Here is an 18,650-nt window from a genome sequence, read left to right as displayed (position 1 = left end):
AATCTTCTCCATTTTTGAAGGACTTGTAGAAGTCCTTGTTGTTTAGTAAATCTTCTTTGTCAATCATAACTATGTAATGGTTAAAAATAATAAAAAGTTATTTCCGAAAAATTTCTTGAGCTGTAAGAGCTCTAAATTTTCCAGAATAACTTTTTAACTTACACAGTTAGTGAGACACTACCATAGATAATCTGCGGTTTTTCTTTATTTTTTCAAATCTTCTTTAAGCTTTTTTGCACCCTCTTCAACTTTTGCAGCCCCTTTTTCTGCGGCATCTTTTACATCTTTACCAATCTCTTGAGCTCCTTTCTTTATATCTTTACCTGCTTGGTCAAGGTTTTTTTTTGTTTTCTGAGCGGCTTCATCAATTTTATCTCCCGCTTTATCAACTTTAGCATCAACATCTTGTTTTACTTTTGCTACTTTTGAAGTATCCATTATATTTACTCCATCTTGAGTAACCGTGGTAGTGGTTGTTGTAACACTTCCATCCGGATTTTCAACTTTCTCTGTCTTTGTTGTAGATTTTGTACAAGATACAGTTAAGATCGATATAATACCACTGGCTAAAATGTATTTTTTCATGATCATTTTTTTTTAAAACTATTTATTCTGTTGTTATTGTTTGAGTAGAACCTGTGATTTTTTTCGCACTATTCTCCTCATTTTTCTTCTTTTCTTCTTCTAATTTCTTTTTGTTCTCTTTTTCAAGCTCATCTTTAATTCTTTTTTCTTCTATTTGACGTGCAGCTGCTTCTTTTATAGAGTCTTGATACTTCTTGGAAGACATTTTTATCTTCCGAACTATATCCACAGATGTAGCACCAACTGAAAAAGAATCAATCGCAGTAGTATCATAATGAGCTTTTGTGTCTTCCCCGACATCCACTGTTGTCATTTCTTTTTTTGTACAATTAATAATAAAAAAAAGTAAAAAAATAAATCCTATAGATAACCCACTTTTCATGAAACTAATTTAATAGAAATTCTGCAATTACAGGATAATGATCCGATAATTTTACAGAATGATCTACTTTATAGCTTATAGGGATAATTGATTTTGAAGAAAAAATATAATCAATTCTCAATGGCAGTTTATAATCGTCAAAACTGGTAGAACTTCCATTTCCGGCTGTTAAAAATGCATCTTGTAAGTCTTTACCCAAGCTATAATATTCATAGGAGTTGGGTACAGAATTAAAATCTCCTGCCAATATTACCGGATAGGGAGATAAATCCACAGCTTTGCGGATTTTTTTGATCTGGTCTTCATGAGCTTTAAATGTAGGAATCATATGGGCAAGTAACATACTAATTTTCTTAGTGGGCAGCCCAAAACCATCAAACTTAAGCATTGATTTATGAAGTCTAAAGGGTTCTAAATATACATTAACCACTCTTATTATCTTCCCGTTAATATCTATATCCGCATAAAAAGAATTTCCTCGAGATTTATCATCAATCAATTCTTCTTGCCTTACAATTCTATGCTTGGTTTTCAAAATAACAGTAGGATACTTTACCATATCATATTTTAAAGCCCTATTAGTATCTTTTTCCTGCACCAAAATGATATCGGGATTTTGATCATTAATATATTTAGTAATTTTATCCCACCCAAAATCCCCATATCTCACATTAAAAGTCAATACTTTTATATCCCTTATCGACTTAATATTTTCGGTCTCGGGAGAAAAATTAATCCATCGTCGGATAGGATTATAAAATATGAGAGTGACCAAAGCGAATGCAATGGCTATTTTTTGTTTTTTAAATGTCCAAACTATGGTTAATACAATATGGAGGATGATCAAATAAGGAAACCCCAATGAAAGAAGGTTTAAATTACCAAAAAAGTTCGGTGGAATCCATGCATTTCCTAATGTGCATAGTAATAAAACAATAACTCCGAGGTGAAAAAATAATAATATAGGGTTCTTCTTCATAGGCAACATACTTGATACGATAATTTTTGAGCAAAAATCCTACCAACCATCAACATTTAACTAATTTTAAGACAATTAGTTGCTTATTTTAAAAGTTGTCAATACAGGATAGTGATCCGAGATTTTAACAGACCTATCTACTTTATAGCTCGTGGGTACTATAGAAGGAGAAGAAAAGACATAATCGATTCTTAATGGAAATGTATAATCGTGAAAACTGGTAGCACTTCCTCTCCCAGCCTCAAAAAAGACATCTTTCAAACCATATGGCAAATGATAATATTCATAGGAATTAGGTACAGAATTAAAATCTCCAGCCAATATTACAGGATATGGAGAATTATCAATTGCTTTGCGGATTATTTCAATTTGTTCTTGATGTCTTTTAAATGTGGGAATAAGGCGTTTAACGATATCTTTTAACTTCTGTTCATCTTCTTCATTTCCATGCAGTTTTACCATACTTTTTTCAAATTTAAAAGGCTGTAAATAGACATTCACAAAACGGTAAATATGTCCTTTTATCTCAATATCTGTCTGATCTGCATAGGCATTGAAATCTTCAAAATCTCCAATAATAAGACCTTTATGATTGATTATTTTATATTTTGAATATAATGATACAACCGGAATTTCTTCGTTTGCTTTTAAATCTTTAAAAGCAAATCCCTTTCTTCCTCTTTCTTGCAACAAAACAATATCTGCTCCGGCATTATTAATATAGTTTTCAATGGCTTCCTTTCCAAATTCACCTCCTTTAACATTAAAAGATAATATTTTAAGATCTCCCCTTTCTTTATTTTCCACAGAGGAGAAATTAATCCAACGCCTAATAGGATTAATAAACAATAACCCATATAAAATAAAAACTATTACTCTCTTTTTAAGGCTAAAAATCCAAAAAATAGTGATGAGAGTATACGTAATGATTAATATCGGAAAACCTAAGGGAATTAGATTAAACCAAGGAAACATTTTAGGAGGCACATAGGCATTCATAAATATGCCTATCAAAAGAATCGATATCCCTACATGCAGGATGAGTAAAATTAAACGAAAAATTTTCACAGGCAATCTTAATGAAATCTATATAAATGTTTTTTCCAAGTTCTTGCTAACAACCATCCCACTAAAGCACCCCCAACATGAGCAAGATGAGCAATTCCGCCCCCATTTCCTGAAACGCCTAAGCCTATAGAAACAATAATGATAATAGGCATCAAATATTTTACTTTCATTGGTATAGGAATGAACATCATCATTATTTTTGCATTTGGATAGAGTGTAGCAAACGCAGATACAACTCCAAAAATTGCACCAGAAGCTCCAACCATTGGAACACTTATAATATTATTTAGACTATTTAACAGTTCTTTTTGTTCAAGAATCGATACATCGTTTCCTGAATATGCTACATTTGCACCCGAAAGATAGGCATTCACATTAAATCCAAGCTGCTCTAAATGAGTTGAGATCTGCTGAACCTCAATAAAGTTCCAAAAATTAAATAAAAAAAACGCTCCCAATCCACTTAAAAAATAAAGAATTAAATATCTTTTTTCACCCACACTCTGTTCTAAAATAGGACCAAAGCTCCATAATGTCAACATATTAAATAAAATATGCATAACACTTCCATGCATAAACATATGTGTAATTATCTGCCAAGATTTGAAATAGGGAGAAAAAGGATAAAAAGCTGCTAGGTATTCAGTTAACTGCTCTCTAAATAAAAAATTAGCTATCAAGAAGACAATCACATTTATAATGATAATATTCCGTGTAACGGGTGGTATATTATTGAACATTTCTTAAAATTTATTTTTAAAATCATTAAACGGAACTTCATAAAAACATCTTTTCCCATTAGGTAAAAATTCAGGGAAGCCTAGTGCTGTAAAATCTCTAATAAGTTGTTCTGCATCTTTTTTATATATAAAATCAAATCTTGATTTTGATTGCATCTTATTCCATTGATTTTGATAAAACTGCATAAACTCCTCTTCTGTTTTATATTCTAGAATCTCAAATAGATCTTCTAAAAACTTCATTACCTGAGTTTCTTTGAGGCCTTCAGGAACAGCATCAATTCTCAATACACTTTCATGAGCAATTTTCATGTCGAATCCAAGCTCCGGAAGATATTTTTTAATGGATTTATATTTATTTTTTTCTATTTCGTTCATATGATACTCCAAAGAAAAAAGCAAAGCCTGACCGTTTGTAGCTCCTTTTTTTACGGGTTTTGTATTTTCTGAAACCCAAAGCCTGTGCATCCTCCCCAAATCCAACATCAAGGTTCTATCTCCTTTATTGAAAAGCCAATATCCATTGGGAAGCCTCATCAGATCTTCATCAAAATCTTCATCTTCAAATAAGTTGATCTTTGATGGCTCTGCCGCGATATTTTGATGGTACATTTCAGCAAGGTTTTGAATTTCCACTTGCTTTACTTCTCTTTCTTCTAAAAAGGGATTATAATCTCTATCTACGATGATCTCCGGCATTTTAATCGTTCCTCCTCCACTGTTCCCTTTACTTGGAAAAGTCTTTTGCATAATATCATCTAATTTCGGATCTCTTTCGAAATCAAGACTTGGGGCCACATTGTAAATTCCTAAAGATCGTTTTATTGTGGATCGCAGTAGGGCAAAGATTAAATGTTCATCTTCAAACTTAACTTCGGTTTTTTGAGGGTGAATATTAATATCTATTTTTTCAGGATCCAGCTCAAGGTAAAGAAAAAAAGTAGGAATGTAGCCTGGCAAAAGAAGTCCTTCAAATGCTTCCTGAACAGCCTTATTAAAATATGGACTTTTAAAATATCTTCCATTCACAAAAAGGAATTGCTCTCCTCTTGTTTTTTTCGCTCCCTCAGGTTTTGCCACAAATCCATGAAGCTTACACCAAATAATATCTTCTTTAATTGGAATCAATTGAGGTTGTAGCTTTCTTCCAAATACATCTATAATCCTTTGCATTTGGGTTCCTTTTCTCAGTTTGAAAATAGGTTCATCATCGTGAAATAATGAGAACTCTAAGTTTTCATGAGCTAAGGCTACACGTTGAAATTCATCAATTACATGTCGGAATTCGATATTGTTATTCTTAAGAAACTTTCTTCTCGCCGGAACATTATAAAAAAGATTTTTAATCAGAAAGTTACACCCTTCTGAAGTTTGTATCGGATCCTGAAATTGAAATATTCCCCCTTCAATATAAATATTTGTCCCAATGGTTGAGTCCTTCTGCTTTGTTCTTAATTCAACTTGGGAAACTGCAGCTATAGAAGCGAGAGCTTCTCCTCTAAAACCTTTTGTTGCAATTTTAAAGATATCTTCCGTTCCTTTAATCTTTGAAGTAGCATGTCTTTCAAATGCCATTCTGGCATCGGTATCGGACATTCCTTTCCCATCATCAACAACTTGTATAAGGTTTTTACCTGCATCCCTTACAATCAATTCAATTTTAGTTGCATCTGCATCTATTGCGTTTTCCAAAAGTTCCTTCACGACAGAAGCAGGTCTCTGTACTACCTCTCCCGCCGCAATTTGGTTGGCCACATGATCTGGTAAAAGCTGGATAATATCTGACATAAAAATATAAATCAACTTACAAAAGTAGTCAATGAAAACGGGAATTAAAATATAAATCCTTCGATTTAAGATATAATTATAAAATTTTAAATAATAGGATTTCCTTAGACCCTACATGTAAACTGCTTCTAGAGAGGGATTAAAAAAAAACAACCCTCCATTGTTTTTAACAAATAGAGGATTGATTCACAGCTAGTTTACACAAAATTAATACTGATATAATTATATTTATTTAACATGAATCATTTATTCGTCAAATACAAGTGTTCGTTTCTTCTCTCTTTTATCTTTTATTTCAGGAATACCATGCACCTTGTCATATAGATAGGCTAAGAGATTAAACTTTTTATAAATACGAATATATCTATATTTGGTATTGAAATGTCTGACATGAATTTTATAGGCATCATATCCAATAACAATCAATAAGCACAAACTAATTATATAGAAGACTTTGAATTCTAAATAGTAGTATGTCAGCCCTGAAAATATTGCTCCTAATACGTAGGCAACCATAATACTTGACAGTAATTTTGCCCTGCCTATTAACTCTCCATTTTTTCTAAATTTTTTCTGAGTAAACATTGAAAATAAAATCCCAAGGTCAGTTGTAGTACCGGTAAGGTGAGTGGTTTTTACGGAAAAATTAGAAATACTTGCGGTTAATCCATTCTGCAAACCCGTAGCAAACAACATTAACGCTACTAAGGCCTCTGTTTCTTCTAAGGTTTTTTGATAATAAAATTGGCCATAGACTCCTACAAACAACAAGCATAGAATCTCCAGAATAATAGGCATCGCATGAGCAAAATATTTACTCCTTTTATTAAAGTTTATCACAATAAAATTGGATAAAAAACTTCCAAAGAAGAACAACAATATCCAGCCTCCTACTACAGCTACCTGTCTCCAATTTCCTTTACTTATTTCTGCTGCTAATATGGCGTAATGTCCTGTTACATTTGACGTGAATGAAAGAAATATTAATAGAGAAGCTATATTTATAGTACCTGCTGTAAATGCAGTCAGCGTCCCCAGTCTAATGTTGTCTCCCAACGTCCTGCTGTTACTATAATTTCTTAACATTTTTTTAAGTTTTTAAGTTATTAAACCTCCACAAAAATTTCTGCAAGCCTCCCTCTTTCAGGAAGTCTTTCAGATGTTTCAATTGCGATTTCAAAAGATTTTAGGTTTTTACATTTTTTGATATAAGGAATAAGATCAAATTTCCCTTTTCCTTTACTTTTGATAGAATGAGAGTAATAGGCTTCTTCTATATTTTCTATCTTCACATAATTATTGAACGCTCTCTGAAAACTTCCGGTGAAAATATCACAAATTACTTTGTTTACTAGATGAGGATATTTATTCTTAATTATCCCATAAGCATCATTAAATTCCTTGGGTTTGATCTTATTAAATACCGTACTTTTTGTATTAAACAAAAGATCTCTGATAGAATCTCCCATATCATATCCCGAAACCAAAAGAATATCATACTGATATTGGTCTTCCGAGACCTCTTTCTCTTTAAGAATTTTTTTCAATATATTCAAAGACTCAAGAGAATAATCTGTAGCAATTAAAATTGTTTTGGTCATATCTTTAAGCATTTAGTTTCATTATCTTTTTTGATACTACAAAACTAAAGTGACCAAATTAGAAGTCTTTTGGAATACAATTAAAATGTCATTAAAGAGATTAAAATGAGATTAGAAAATTGTTAAGTGTTATTAATATTAAAGAAATAATATATTCTTAAAAAGAAGCAAAACTCTTATTTTCAATCAATTAATATTATTATCAGATTAATTTTTCCTCATTTTGAGTACTATAGAAATTGGGAAAGCGTAACTGCACTGTTGTCCCTTGGTTTTCATGAGAACTTACGATTAGTTCTCCGTTATGCATCTTCACAATATTTCTGGCTAATGGAAGCCCAATTCCATATCCTTCATAGTTTTTTGTATTGGAAGCTCTAAAAAAGGGATCATAGATTTTATTCATTTCTTCTTCAGGAATTCCAATTCCATTATCTTTTACTATAATATAGACGTCTGCATCCGTTGCCCCTAAAGAGACTTTAACCTGTTGAAAATTGGAATATTTACATCCATTATTGATAATATTTGCCACCGCAAGATGTAACAACTGTTCATTTCCAAAAACTTTCAGCTTTTTAGGGTTATCCGGTAGCATGCTTATATCCAAATAAATATTATTCCGAGAATCAATTCTCCTTAATGTTTCTATTACATCCCAAAGTAACTGATCCATCCTAACTTTATCCATTTTTTGGATTTTCCCATCAAACCCGGTTTGAGCAATCATCAGTAAAGCGTTAATTTTCTTGTCCAACTTCTCGGCTTCATCCAAAATAATTTCAAGAGTTTCCTTATATTCACCCGTTGTCCGATTAATGGAAAGAGCAACATCTGCTTCTCCCATAATAGAAGTTAAAGGAGTTCGCAACTCATGAGAAACATTTCCAATTAAATGATTTTGAGTCTCAAATGAGGTCTCTATACGATTCAGCATATCATTAAATGTATCTACCAACTCGTTTAATTCTTTATTATCCGGTTGAGACTCAAGTCTTAAATGAAGATTTTCAGAACTGATTTCCTTTACCTTCCCTGTAATTTTTAAAATAGGCTTAAATAATGTTTTGGAGAGATAAAAAGAGAAAATCATACTAAAAAATAAAGAAAGTACAATACAGGTAATCAAAGTTCTCTTTAAAAATCCTAAATAATATACCACATAATGATTTTTTGCAGACGCTATGGCGATATAGTCTTTGTCATCATGTTTAAAAGTCTGCCCTATATAATAAAACTCTTCGTCGTTATAATTGGCTTCTCCATTCTTTGCAATACTTTTGAAAAAATAATCCGGAATATGAACTTCTTGTGAAATTCTCTTGAAATTTGAGTCTTTTGGAATTGCAACCACGTAATCTTTCTCCATAGGGAGCTCTTCATCATTGAAACTATTTAAAATATAATTTTCAGGAAGATCAAGATCATCTTTGCTTTTTTCAATCTGAATAATGGTGGCTGTACGAATTTTAAGAAGTTCATAAAATCTTTGATGTGAAAAATTAACAATGGAAAAATAGACCAATCCACTAAATAGCAATATGATGGCGGTAAATACCATCATCAACAGCACCATCGTTTTGATCTGATTTGTGATCACTTTATTAACCATTCATTACGTTTTTTTCAATACATAACCCATTCCAATAACTGTATGAATCAACTTATTATCCTCTAAATTATCCAGTTTCTTTCTCAGATAATTAACATACACATCCACAACATTAGTTCCTAATTCATAGTTCACCCCCCATACAGCATCAAGAATTTCCGCTCTGGAAATAACTTTTTCAGGATTATTAAGGAAGTACAAAAGTAGTTTATACTCTGTGGATGTTAAAGAAATCTCTTCCCCAGCACGTGTCACTTTTTTAGTATAATCATTGACTACTAAATCCGAAAACTGGAAGACATGTTCATTATCAGAATAAGATTCTGTAACTTCCGCAATAACATTCCCTGCATTACTTCTCCTCAATAAAGATTTTATACGGGCAACTAATTCAATAAATTTGAAGGGTTTTACAAGATAGTCATCTCCTCCGTTTTCCAAGCCTAGAACTATATTTTCAGATGTTCCTAAAGCTGTTAAAAATAAAATGGGAACATGTTTATTTGTTTTCCTAATTTCTTTACAAACATCTAGACCATTCATTTCGGGAAGCATAATATCCAAAATTACCAGATCAAAATCATTGGCCTGTACTAGCTGTACTCCTGTCCGCCCATCAAAAGCTACTGAAATTTCATATCCACTTTCCTGAAGCCCTTTCTTTATGAATGATACAACACTGGTTTCATCTTCAATGAGAATTATTTTTTTCATATGATAAGGAATCTCACAAAAATAAAAATTATTTCGGAGTCCGACTCCGTTTAAAATAAAAGATATAGCTAAAATTATACATCATAAAAAAATCTCGGATAATCATCCGAGACTTTTTCCAAAATATATTGATATTTAAAACTTAAATAAACTAATCAAATTGGCTTACCTTCAAGAACTCGTGATTAATTAAATCATTTTCATTTTTAATTTTCTCCACAGCATTATTTTTACCACCCACGGCATTATATACATTTACACCGGCATTAACAACTGCTGCTGCTGCTGCCACAACCGCAGCGCCCGCCGCCACTGCTGCTACAACCGGAGCCTTTTTTTGTTTTGCTTCTGTCATCGGACTTGCTTTAATAGAAGATGCTTCTTGTACACTAGCTTCTATTTTTTCTGGAGCTTTAAAGCTCATAGAAGCTGTTACACTAAAAGCAATTACTATCGCAACAACAGACTTTGAATTTTTTTTTAATAGACTCTTCATAATAACCTAGCTATATGGTAGCTACCCTTTTTATAATTAATTATGTGTATTTATAGAATTAAATTCTATTTATATCTATCTTCCTACTTCCAGTCACAAAATTTTATAAACATAATTAAGACTGATTTCAAATTTTCCAAAAAAATATAAAATACAAAATATACCCAACTAATTGACAAAACAAAACAAATTATATTATCCTTTTCTCTTCTAACAGGCTTTTTTTATGTAATAGTAATATTTTAAAGTACACAAAAGTAATAATTATATCACACAAAAGAGATATTTTTCAAAAAAATTCTTTTGCCTTAGACAGAAAAATATATTATTAATAGATGAAATGCTTGAATCAATAATTTCAAATTGTCATCTAATAGTAGTAAATAACTAATAACAAATCAATTATCTTCTTCTTATAATCCACTATAACAATTTCCTTAAAAGAAAATCAAAATATCCCAACACAAAAGCCTATTACTAAAAAATCCGAAGGAAATATTCCTTCGGATTGTGTGAAGCACCCAAAATACAATTATCTCCTATTTCGACATGTTGCTGAATTACACAATTACTATCAAATGTATAGTTTTTGCCAATTTTAATCCGCCAAAAAATCCTTTTTTGAGAATTAGTATTAGAATTTGTAAACCAAACCTAACTGTAATAAAGATGTACTTTTATGATCCCCTTCATTATAGATTCCTCCTGTCCCATTTTGATCAACAATGGGAGAAGCGCTGAAAGAATATCTTACGTTCACTCCAATATTAGGAGTAAAATAATATCCTGTACCAACGGCTAACCCAAATTCAAATCCGCTGGTATTAAATTTCTTATTGGAATTTGCCAAATTTTGGATTTTAGAATCTATACTCTTCCACTCCTCTTTAGACAAACCATCTACTGAATAACTAAGATCAACCGATTGCTTATTATTTATAAGAAAATTAAGTTGAGGACCAGCCTCAAGATAGAACCCATCAACAATGTTAAACTGAAACATAACAGGTACGGAAATATAATCCAGATTAGCTTTTCTATTTCCTTCCAGTGATACCTTAGAAGTTCGTCCATCCGAGAGAGATACTAATTCTGAAAAACTATTAATCTCGTTTTTGAATCCTGTCTGGCTATAAAACACTTCTGGCTGAATACTTACAACACGTCCTAATGGAACATTTACAAACCCTCCAAAATGAACACCCGTTTTGGAATTTCCAATTTTTTCACCATCTACAAGTATAGAGGAAAAATTAAATCCGGCTTTTGCGCCAAATTTAACTCCATATTCAGACTTTTGTGCTGACATATATGAACAAGCTATTACCGCCAGTCCTAAAAATAATTTTTTCATTGTATTTTTTTTGATTAATATTAATATTTGACACGCTTATTTATTAGCTAAACTAGTTGATTAGTTAGCAAAATTTATATCCGATTTTAATAAGGAAAAGTGTGTTTAAACGTTCGTAATATATAGGTTAAGAAAGTTTGAAATTGGCTAAAGATATGAAGTTAACGCCCAACAAATCAAAGGACAACGAATGGAGTTATATTCTGAATTTTTATTTAAATACTAGAGGGAGAGAAATAAATAGTTTACAATACAATTTGTCTAGTAAAAACAGACGATTTGATTAGGTTCATTTTCTTAAACCAGCTTATTATCACAATATAATTTTAATTGTGTGAATAAAAACTACTAGAAATAGGAATTAGAATCATAATTCTTTCAAAGGGAGAATAAACGCTCGGTAATTTAGCGAAATTCTTAGGGTTTAAAAGATTAAATACATTCATCTTATTATTGTTTTATCATTAGTGTGGCACAAACATACAGATTAAATTCTAAAATATCAAAGTTTTTTTACAAAAAAAATAACAAAAACGACAATTGTAATAAAAATATTACAAAAATAACATCAATTTTAAATAAATATAAAAATACCCAATTATGAGTTATAATTTTTAAAAGTATTAAAAAGCATCAAAATACCTTTAATAATAGTAAAATATATATCATTTTTAAGTGTTTAAAAATTACCTACATTTAAGTATATCAAAGTTATTATTATAAAAATAATATTTAATCCATTAGTTTTTATTCCATAGTTTCGCACGCTTAAATAATCAACAACAACTTAGATGCAAACACTTTTTAAAATTGCGACTTCGGCAGCAGCAGTTTGTTTTAGTACGTTAGTTTTCGCCCAACAAAAATATTCAGTAAGTGGAACTGTAAAAGATAAAAAAAATGGTGAGTTACTGATTGGAGTTACCGTGAAAGTAGCTGAAGACCCTTTAATATCAGTAATTGCCAATGAATATGGCTTCTATTCCTTATCCCTTCTTCAAGGAAATTATACACTTATTGTATCCAATCCTGGTTATGCAGATTTTCAGCACTATATAAAAGTGGAAGATAATGTAAAAGTCGATATTCCCCTCGCTCAAGAAAATGAAAGAACAGCAAAAATTGAAGAAATTGTCATTTCTAAAATTAAAAAAGATAAGAATCTAACATCAGCTCAGATGGGTACCGAAACGTTAAGTATTAAGAGCATAGAAAAACTTCCTGTCTTATTTGGTGAGAAAGATATAATGAAAACAATGCAATTATTACCAGGAATAAAAAATAATGGCGAAGGAAAAAGCGGATTTAGCGTAAGAGGTGGAGCCGCAGATCAGAATCTTATCTTACTGGATGAAGCTCCAGTTTATAATGCTTCGCACCTACTGGGCTTTTTCAGTACTTTTAATAGTGATGCATTAAAAGATGCAAGTATTATTAAAGGGAATAGCCCTACACAATACGGGGGACGGCTCTCCTCTGTAATGGATGTAAAAATGAAAGATGGAAACAATAAAGATTATAATTTGAATGGAGGTATAGGCTTAATCAGTAGTAGACTTAGCGTTGAAGGTCCCCTTCAAAAAGAAAAATCATCGTTTATTGTGTCAGGAAGAAGGACATATGCGGATTTATTTCTTAAAGGGACAAAAGATTATAAGGATAATACGCTTTATTTTTATGATCTTAATTTAAAAGCTAATTATCAGATTAATGAAAATAACCGCCTTTATTTATCAGGATATTTTGGTAGAGATGTTTTAGGACTGGGAAATACATTTTCATCCGACTGGGGAAATACAACCACAACTCTTCGATGGAATAGTATCATTAATAGTAAATTATTTTCCAATACTTCTTTAATTTATAGCAACTATAACTATAAAATAAGTCTTAATAGTAACAATAATACTCTAGGACTTGATTCAAAAATCGAAGATTGGAATCTAAAACAAGATTTTAGCTGGTTTGCAGGAAATAGACATTCTGTACGTTTCGGGTTACAGTCTATTCATCATACCATTACTCCTAGCAAGGCTTCAGGTACTAGTGTAAGTAGTTTTTCTAGAAACTCAAGATACTCTTGGGAAAATGCCCTGTATCTCAATGATGACTTTAAAGCTACTAATAAACTCACTATTAACTATGGCCTACGATTATCCTCCTTCAGTATTTTAGGTGGAGATACTTACAACATTTACAAGAATGGCATTCTCACGGAAAGCAAAGTTCTAAAGAAGGGAGACTTTGGGAAAACGTATGTCAACCTTGAGCCTAGAATTACCGCCAACTATCGTTTAAATGAAGTAAGCAGTATTAAAGGAGGATATTCCCGAAATACCCAAAACCTCCATTTATTAAGTAATAGCGGAAGTGGTAATCCCACGGACCAGTGGATTGGAAGCAGCTACACCGTAAAACCAGAAATAGCAGATCAGATCAGTTTTGGGTACAGCAGAAATTTCCGAAACAATAATTATGAATTCAATGCGGAAATATATTATAAATCAATGAAAAACCAAATTGATTTCAAAAATGGAGCCCAAATTACCTTTGATACAGCAGCAGATGTGGAAAGTGAATTACTATTTGGTAAAGGAAGGGCTTATGGCCTAGAACTTATCGCTAAGAAAAAAAGTGGAAAACTAACCGGTTGGATTTCCTATACCCTTTCCAAAACTGAAAGAAAGATAGATGGTATTAATAATAATGAATGGTATAATGCCCGAGTAGATAAAACCCATGATCTATCTATAGTAGCCACCTATGATCTTAATGAAAAATGGAGTTTTTCAGGATTATTTTTATATAGTACAGGAAATGCTGTAACCTTCCCAACCGGTAAATACGAACTCAATGGACAAACCGTATTTCAATATAGCAGCAGAAACGCAGACAGAATGCCAGCATATCATAGAATGGATCTAAATGCCACCTATGTTCCTAATTCGACAAAGCGATTCCGAGGATCTTGGTCTTTTGGTATATACAATATTTATGGCCGCGAGAATGCCTATACTATTACTTTTGAAGACAACCCCAATAATCCAGGAACTACTCGTGCGGTACAGACTTCGTTATTCCGTTGGGTACCCAATATCACTTATAATTTCAAATTTTAGATCATGAAAAATATAATTTTTATACTCATATCATTGCTACTATTGACATCTTGTCAAAAAGAGATAGATTTAGATCTGGAAGATCAGAGTAGAAATATAGTCATCGAGGGCAATATAACCGATCAGCCAGGCCCCTATTTTGTGAAAATTACAAAATCGGTGGCTTTTACGCAACCTAATCAATACCCAGTAATTGCCAATGCAGTTGTAGAAGTAAGTGATAATACAGGACAATCAGAAACTTTACAATATATGGGGAATGGAATATATCAGACTATAGATTTTGAAGGGGTCCCCGGAAGAACATACACATTGAAAATTCAAGCTGAAGGAAAGGAATATACTGCCCAAAGTAATATGCCTGAAGCCGTTCCTTTTGAAGGACTTGAACAAGACTCTTTCATAATAGGAGGAAAAACTGAATATGAACTTTTACCCATATTTACAGATCCCCCTGCTTTAGGCAACCGTTATCTTTTTAGTATTTCGATTAATGACAAAACTAAAAAAACGTTTCAAGTATTTTCTGATAATATTAATAATGGAATGCCCAACCAAAGACCATTATTTCTTCCGGATGACGACGACGATGAAGTTAAAGTCGGCGATATTATTCATGTGGAAATGCAATGCATAGATGAGAAGATATACACATTTTACTCGGCTCTTATTGAACTTTCTGAAGGAGGTGCCGATGGGGGTATTACACCAGCCAATCCTCCAAGTAATATCAATAATGGAGCATTAGGATACTTCTCAGCTCATACTATAAGAAAAAATAGTATCATTATTCAATAAAAATAGTATATACTACTATAAGAGTGTATTTCGCCTTGAAATACACTCTTATCTTATAATTAAATTATCTTAATTCCCCTTTCAAAAGTAATTATATTGCCCTCAGACTTCAGATGAGTAATGTGTGTTTTTCTAAAATTCTCTTTTCTTCTTTGATGATAATAGGATATGTTCTCCATACTTGAAAATTTGTTATTTTACCATAAATAATTACATCTTGAAGGACTCAGTATATTGTTTTCCTGTCGAATCTTGAATAATAGATTTTTTTCCTACATTAAGATTTTTATTTCAAAACCATTTTTAAACAAGGCATAAAGCTTCATGTTTCCAATTTTAGGCATCTTTATATTATATATCTAATGAGCACTCAGCACCTTTTTTAAAAGAGGAGCTGTTTTTAAGGAGAGAATCTTTGCTCCTTTCTCATTAAGATGCCCATAGTCCCATCTATTTTCATATTGATAGAATTCTGGATAAAGATCAGGATTTACAAGGCTCACCACAGGTACATTAAATGCGGTATTATACCTCTCTAGTTTTTTAGCATCTGGTTCTGCAGGTCCCGGAATATAGAGTATTAATTGAATATTTCTATTCTTACACTTTTTTGCAAAATCATTGATTTTATCAACCAAAGCCTTATTAGGAGTATAGGTATTTTGATCTGCATGATAACGCTCCAGTCTATTATTAATAACACTTTTAAGTGTGTTTTCTGCTGTTCGTGGACCCGAACTAGCTTCTTCTAAGGGAGAAAAGCCATTGTTTTTATTCACCCAATTATTATTTACATTTTGAATAGATTTTTCATCAGAATATTTATTATAGTGAAAGATATTTAAAACAAAAGAGACCAACGATAATCCTATTTGTTTGTAATTTTTATTCTCCTTATGATACTTTAGAGCAAAAGCTGTATTTGAAAAATTAAATGCTCCAAAACTTCTTTCTGTCTTAATATTGATTTTAGTAACCTTTATTTTATCTTGTAATTCAACAATGATATATTTAGGTTTGAAATTGGGATTATTGAGTATATAATCTAACGTTTGAAAACTTTCCAAATCAAACCCTGCACTAGCTCCTAAATTATAAGATTTTATACCTTCCATATTTTTATCAATAATTTCACAATTAATCTGATTATTTATTTTGGAACTTCCCATAAAATACATATTATATTCTGGATGTTTTTCTATAAACTCCAGCTTTGCATTTAAAGAAGGATAAGAATAATTCGTATTTGGGCTCATAGCAAGCTTTACCAAACCAATAATAAATAGTATGGTAAGAAATATGGCCAATGTTGAGAAAAACTTTTTCATTTAAAATTGAAAATAAATAAATTCATTACTGCCGAAATTGGCAAAATTTAATATCAAAAAAGATATTAGGATGTAAATAATATTTTGTAACCAAGGCTGTGCTTTATCTTGTATTTTTAATCCATAATCCTCCGTTCTATTCCACCATTCCATCATAAGCATAAAAACAATGAGAACCAATACATCCCCTTTAAACGTCGTAGGGAATGAAAACAAGCTTTCATTAAAGATTCCTTTAATATATACAATAGCACTAGAAACACTTTCTGAGCGGAAAAAGATCCAAGCAAAGCAAGTAAGGGTAAATGTTATCAAAATTTTGAGTGCTTCTCTGAATGAAGGAAAAATTTTCCCTATGGCAACGACGTCTAGATTATGTCTGTTTTTTTCTGCAATTAATAAAGGAAGAAAAAATAAAGCATTCAATCCTCCCCAAATAATGAATGTCCATTTTGCCCCATGCCAGAAACCACTCACCAGAAAAATAATAAATGTATTTCTGATTTTCATCAATAAGCCTCCCTTACTTCCCCCTAAAGGAATATACAAATAATCTCTAAACCATGAGGAAAGTGAAATATGCCATCTTCTCCAGAATTCGGCAATATCTCGTGAAAAATAAGGAAATGAAAAGTTTTTAAGTAGCTCTATCCCAAATAATCGGGATGTACCTAAAGCAATATCTGAATATCCGGAAAAATCTCCATAAATCTGAAAAGCAAAAAGTACAGCTCCTAAAACTAGATTACTAGCACTTTCAGTATGGTAATTGGTAAATATTTCGTTAACAATCGGCGAACAATTATCTGCAATGACCATTTTCTTAAAGAACCCCCAAATGATTTGTACTATCCCATCTTTTGCTTTTTCATAATCAAAATATCTTTTCCGTTGAATTTGTGGAAGAAGATGGGTCGCTCGTTCAATAGGTCCTGCCACTAACAAAGGAAAATAACTTACAAATACTGCATAATCTACATAGTTCCTTTCTGCTGGAATTCTTTTTTTATAAATGTCTATAACATAAGATAGGCCATGGAAGGTATAAAAAGAAATCCCTACAGGTAAAATAACTTTTAAAACAAAGATATTTACTTCAAGCCCTACCGAATGTAATAGTATAACAAAATTTTCTATAAAGAAATTATAATATTTAAAGAAACCTAAGAAGCCAAGATTAATAGAAATACTTAAGATTAACCAAAAAGTTGCCATTTTTTTAGTCTTACTATTTTCGATTTGAATTCCTGAAAAATAATCCAATCCAATAGAAAATATAAGAAGGAGTAGAAAACGCCAATCCCAACATCCATAAAAATAGAAACTGGCTACCAATAGAGCTATATTTTGATACTTATAATTGTTATTACATACAAACCAGTATATTATAAAAACGATAGGAAGAAAAATTAAAAAGGCAATGGAATTAAAAAGCATACACTTTTATTTAATTAAAAATTATTTTGAAAGATTTATAATCTGGCCTCTTTATTTAATACTGATAGAGGATATGTTGAATAATAATATGGGTTTTTGAAACTTATAAGATAGCCGGGCTGTACAAAACATAATCAATCCTATTAATAAAATTGAAAAAAATAACATTAACGCTCCCAGATTTCTATTTTCAAGTCCAAACATATTAGGTTCATAGGAGGAAAAAACAAAAATAACTAAGCTAAACATACTTACGAGACCTCCAATTATTAAAAATTTCTTTTCTTTATATTCTAACTTAGCCTTATATACCAATAAAAAGGTAAGAAGAGAAGAAAAAATGAAATATAGATAATCTAATAAACTATAAAATTTAATAGCGATAACACTCCGGTAAATAGTCGCTATAATGCTCTTGTTAAATAATTTAAACACCAAAATAAAAATTCTTTTTAATCTCTCAATATCAAAAACATTGCCGATAATACCTCTCTTATAATAATTTACAAAAAGAAAAGACTCTATACACCTTCTGTAAAATAGGATGAGAAAAATACTTGTTAAAAAAACATTTACATTTAATTAGGTTATATTTTATAAAAATATATTTATCATCATTAAAGGGATAAATATTTCATATGAAAGCAAA

17 protein-coding genes are annotated in these 18,650 nt (G+C 31.2%); 2 read left to right on the top strand and 15 right to left on the bottom strand.

Features of this window, described 5'->3' with window-relative positions; genetic code table 11:
- Positions 1–204: 204 nt before the first annotated feature.
- The 13 genes from CHRY9293_RS12890 to CHRY9293_RS12830 all read right to left on the bottom strand — a co-directional run bounded on the left by CHRY9293_RS12890 (position 205) and on the right by CHRY9293_RS12830 (position 11,319).
- Positions 205–585 carry a hypothetical protein gene (locus CHRY9293_RS12890; RefSeq protein WP_122635275.1) on the bottom strand — a complete coding sequence of 127 codons (381 nt, stop codon included), beginning with the start codon at positions 583–585 and terminating at the stop codon, positions 205–207.
- Between the two features lie 22 nt (positions 586–607).
- Entirely contained in the window at positions 608–967 is a 360-nt protein-coding gene (locus CHRY9293_RS12885) for a hypothetical protein (protein ID WP_162033350.1), read from the bottom strand.
- A 4-nt stretch (positions 968–971) separates the two neighbouring features.
- A complete protein-coding gene (locus CHRY9293_RS12880; RefSeq protein WP_162033349.1) occupies positions 972–1,946 on the bottom strand; it encodes an endonuclease/exonuclease/phosphatase family protein in 975 nt (324 codons plus the stop codon).
- Positions 1,947–2,021: 75 nt separating this feature from the next.
- Complete coding sequence (locus tag CHRY9293_RS12875) at positions 2,022–2,753, bottom strand: endonuclease/exonuclease/phosphatase family protein (RefSeq protein WP_228455535.1); 732 nt, start codon at positions 2,751–2,753, stop codon at positions 2,022–2,024.
- Positions 2,754–3,022: 269 nt separating this feature from the next.
- Positions 3,023–3,754 (bottom strand): rhomboid family intramembrane serine protease, encoded by a 732-nt coding sequence (locus tag CHRY9293_RS12870; protein WP_162033347.1) that lies wholly within the window; start codon positions 3,752–3,754, stop codon positions 3,023–3,025.
- A gap of 3 nt (positions 3,755–3,757) precedes the next feature.
- Positions 3,758–5,542 (bottom strand): DNA mismatch repair endonuclease MutL, encoded by a 1,785-nt coding sequence (gene mutL / locus CHRY9293_RS12865; protein ID WP_162033346.1) that lies wholly within the window; start codon positions 5,540–5,542, stop codon positions 3,758–3,760.
- 246 nt (positions 5,543–5,788) lie between these two features.
- The gene (locus CHRY9293_RS12860) at positions 5,789–6,628 is read right to left on the bottom strand and encodes a YoaK family protein (protein ID WP_162033345.1); all 840 of its coding nucleotides are present in this window, start codon (positions 6,626–6,628) and stop codon (positions 5,789–5,791) included.
- A gap of 20 nt (positions 6,629–6,648) precedes the next feature.
- Positions 6,649–7,143 (bottom strand): hypothetical protein, encoded by a 495-nt coding sequence (locus CHRY9293_RS12855; RefSeq protein WP_162033344.1) that lies wholly within the window; start codon positions 7,141–7,143, stop codon positions 6,649–6,651.
- A 202-nt stretch (positions 7,144–7,345) separates the two neighbouring features.
- A complete protein-coding gene (locus tag CHRY9293_RS12850; protein WP_162033343.1) occupies positions 7,346–8,755 on the bottom strand; it encodes a sensor histidine kinase in 1,410 nt (469 codons plus the stop codon).
- Positions 8,756–8,758: 3 nt separating this feature from the next.
- On the bottom strand, positions 8,759–9,469 hold the full coding sequence (locus CHRY9293_RS12845; RefSeq protein ID WP_162033342.1) for a response regulator transcription factor: 711 nt from the start codon (positions 9,467–9,469) through the stop codon (positions 8,759–8,761).
- A 151-nt stretch (positions 9,470–9,620) separates the two neighbouring features.
- On the bottom strand, positions 9,621–9,965 hold the full coding sequence (locus CHRY9293_RS12840) for a hypothetical protein (RefSeq protein WP_162033341.1): 345 nt from the start codon (positions 9,963–9,965) through the stop codon (positions 9,621–9,623).
- A 477-nt stretch (positions 9,966–10,442) separates the two neighbouring features.
- Positions 10,443–10,562 (bottom strand): hypothetical protein, encoded by a 120-nt coding sequence (locus CHRY9293_RS12835; RefSeq protein WP_228455536.1) that lies wholly within the window; start codon positions 10,560–10,562, stop codon positions 10,443–10,445.
- Positions 10,563–10,599: 37 nt separating this feature from the next.
- Positions 10,600–11,319, bottom strand: a complete 720-nt coding sequence (locus CHRY9293_RS12830) for a porin family protein (protein ID WP_162033340.1) — start codon at positions 11,317–11,319, stop codon at positions 10,600–10,602.
- Between the two features lie 791 nt (positions 11,320–12,110).
- On the opposite strand from CHRY9293_RS12830, the gene CHRY9293_RS12825 reads away from it, so the two are divergent.
- On the top strand, positions 12,111–14,438 hold the full coding sequence (locus CHRY9293_RS12825; RefSeq protein WP_162033339.1) for a TonB-dependent receptor: 2,328 nt from the start codon (positions 12,111–12,113) through the stop codon (positions 14,436–14,438).
- 3 nt (positions 14,439–14,441) lie between these two features.
- On the top strand, positions 14,442–15,236 hold the full coding sequence (locus CHRY9293_RS12820) for a DUF4249 domain-containing protein (RefSeq protein WP_162033338.1): 795 nt from the start codon (positions 14,442–14,444) through the stop codon (positions 15,234–15,236).
- A gap of 359 nt (positions 15,237–15,595) precedes the next feature.
- Here the strand turns inward: CHRY9293_RS12820 and CHRY9293_RS12815 are convergent, their stop codons facing one another.
- A complete protein-coding gene (locus CHRY9293_RS12815) occupies positions 15,596–16,564 on the bottom strand; it encodes a hypothetical protein (RefSeq protein WP_162033337.1) in 969 nt (322 codons plus the stop codon).
- Positions 16,565–18,001, bottom strand: coding sequence for an MBOAT family O-acyltransferase (locus CHRY9293_RS12810; RefSeq protein ID WP_162033336.1), 1,437 nt, complete (start codon positions 17,999–18,001; stop codon positions 16,565–16,567).
- Positions 18,002–18,650: the final 649 nt, after the last annotated feature.

The sequence above is a fragment of the Chryseobacterium potabilaquae genome (assembly GCF_902728265.1).
Taxonomy (GTDB): Bacteria; Bacteroidota; Bacteroidia; order Flavobacteriales; family Weeksellaceae; genus Chryseobacterium; species Chryseobacterium potabilaquae.
This window is presented reverse-complemented; position numbering and strand designations above follow the sequence as displayed.

Bases quoted from the DNA above. Each gene is read 5' to 3' on its own strand.
- CHRY9293_RS12890 (WP_122635275.1), bottom strand. From the start codon at position 585: ATGAAAAAATACATTTTAGCCAGTGGTATTATATCGATCTTAACTGTA.
- CHRY9293_RS12885 (WP_162033350.1), bottom strand. From the start codon at position 967: ATGAAAAGTGGGTTATCTATAGGATTTATTTTTTTACTTTTTTTTATT.
- CHRY9293_RS12880 (WP_162033349.1), bottom strand. From the start codon at position 1,946: ATGAAGAAGAACCCTATATTATTATTTTTTCACCTCGGAGTTATTGTT.
- CHRY9293_RS12870 (WP_162033347.1), bottom strand. From the start codon at position 3,754: ATGTTCAATAATATACCACCCGTTACACGGAATATTATCATTATAAAT.
- mutL (WP_162033346.1), bottom strand. From the start codon at position 5,542: ATGTCAGATATTATCCAGCTTTTACCAGATCATGTGGCCAACCAAATT.
- CHRY9293_RS12860 (WP_162033345.1), bottom strand. From the start codon at position 6,628: ATGTTAAGAAATTATAGTAACAGCAGGACGTTGGGAGACAACATTAGA.
- CHRY9293_RS12855 (WP_162033344.1), bottom strand. From the start codon at position 7,143: ATGACCAAAACAATTTTAATTGCTACAGATTATTCTCTTGAGTCTTTG.
- CHRY9293_RS12850 (WP_162033343.1), bottom strand. From the start codon at position 8,755: ATGGTTAATAAAGTGATCACAAATCAGATCAAAACGATGGTGCTGTTG.
- CHRY9293_RS12845 (WP_162033342.1), bottom strand. From the start codon at position 9,469: ATGAAAAAAATAATTCTCATTGAAGATGAAACCAGTGTTGTATCATTC.
- CHRY9293_RS12840 (WP_162033341.1), bottom strand. From the start codon at position 9,965: ATGAAGAGTCTATTAAAAAAAAATTCAAAGTCTGTTGTTGCGATAGTA.
- CHRY9293_RS12830 (WP_162033340.1), bottom strand. From the start codon at position 11,319: ATGAAAAAATTATTTTTAGGACTGGCGGTAATAGCTTGTTCATATATG.
- CHRY9293_RS12825 (WP_162033339.1), top strand. From the start codon at position 12,111: ATGCAAACACTTTTTAAAATTGCGACTTCGGCAGCAGCAGTTTGTTTT.
- CHRY9293_RS12820 (WP_162033338.1), top strand. From the start codon at position 14,442: ATGAAAAATATAATTTTTATACTCATATCATTGCTACTATTGACATCT.
- CHRY9293_RS12815 (WP_162033337.1), bottom strand. From the start codon at position 16,564: ATGAAAAAGTTTTTCTCAACATTGGCCATATTTCTTACCATACTATTT.
- CHRY9293_RS12810 (WP_162033336.1), bottom strand. From the start codon at position 18,001: ATGCTTTTTAATTCCATTGCCTTTTTAATTTTTCTTCCTATCGTTTTT.